The 1,038-nt window shown below is 48.1% G+C and carries 1 protein-coding gene; it reads right to left on the minus strand.

Going from position 1 to position 1,038, the window contains the following annotated elements:
- Positions 1 to 560: 560 nt before the first annotated feature.
- Complete coding sequence (locus ACQ7JA_RS24960; RefSeq protein ID WP_430902401.1) at positions 561 to 995, minus strand: SMI1/KNR4 family protein; 435 nt, start codon at positions 993 to 995, stop codon at positions 561 to 563.
- Positions 996 to 1,038 lie beyond the last annotated feature (43 nt).

The raw sequence follows: 1,038 nt of genomic DNA on the forward strand, positions 1-1,038 counted from the left end.
ACCCAAAGCGGAACTAGCAGCAGAATCATAGGCCGAAGTTCATTTATCTAAGATTTCTTAGTCGAATTTCCTCGAAGCATCCGGAGCAGACGACCATCGGCTTAGAGAACCACACCCATAGCCGGTAGCCGATAAAAGGTATCGAGCCGATGACTAACGAAAACATGCCGCAGCGAAAACACTGTCCCTGTTTTGTAGTTGGATCATCCTCATCAATCATTGAGAAAAACCCCTTTCGCGCTCCCCGATGTAAGTGCCGGCAAATGTAAGCCGGCCCAACATCGCCATGTTTGTGCAACTGACTTCAGTCGGTGCAATTTCGGCTTTGTCATAAGGGGAATTTTTAGATGGGGATCGCGAACAAATATTGCGTTCAGTTCGCTCGGTGGCACATTCGAATTTTGATCAGAGGTCCGCTCTTGGCCGATCTCGGCCCTTGAGCTCAGCATAGCAGGTCGCCAGCGCCGAAAGATCGCAGACTGTCACGAAGGGCGGGAACCGACCCAAAGCAGACATCTCCTCGAAAATGGTCCGATTGCTTCTGCCGGAAGCATTCGAAGCTATGGTTTGCAGATTGTAAAAAACTCTTCCAGCGAAGAGGCAATCTGGATCGGGTTCTCTTCGCCACTGTCATTATCCCAATTTTCGTGATCCCAGAAGTAAATCTTGCCAAGCGATGTTCCTTCAATTCCAACACAAATTTGATTTCCCCCAGGATCGTTTCCTATTGGGATCATATGGCTCGGGATAACGTCGCTTAAAGATCTGATAGTACTCTCGACATCTGAACTGTCCCCAACGGCAATTCCGTAGAACGAATTGACGATAGAGTCACCCCAACCTGGTACATTAAATTCACCAATATCAGGACGCCCACCGTTCTGCTGTCGGAGGAAATTTTTATACTGCTCGGGTAGCACAATGCCAGAGCGCTGCTCAAACTCAGCTAGGCATTTTTCCGATATACCTTCGTTCGATCTTTCAAACTGAATCATCTTTTACCCTCGTTAGTTTATGGAGGTCATGTCCGCTTTTGGC

It is taken from the genome of Massilia sp. BKSP1R2A-1 (assembly GCF_050586525.1).
Classification (GTDB): domain Bacteria; phylum Pseudomonadota; class Gammaproteobacteria; order Burkholderiales; family Burkholderiaceae_D; genus Telluria.

Excerpts from the sequence above, each read along its gene's own strand:
- ACQ7JA_RS24960 (WP_430902401.1), bottom strand. The coding sequence starts at position 995 with ATGATTCAGTTTGAAAGATCGAACGAAGGTATATCGGAAAAATGCCTA.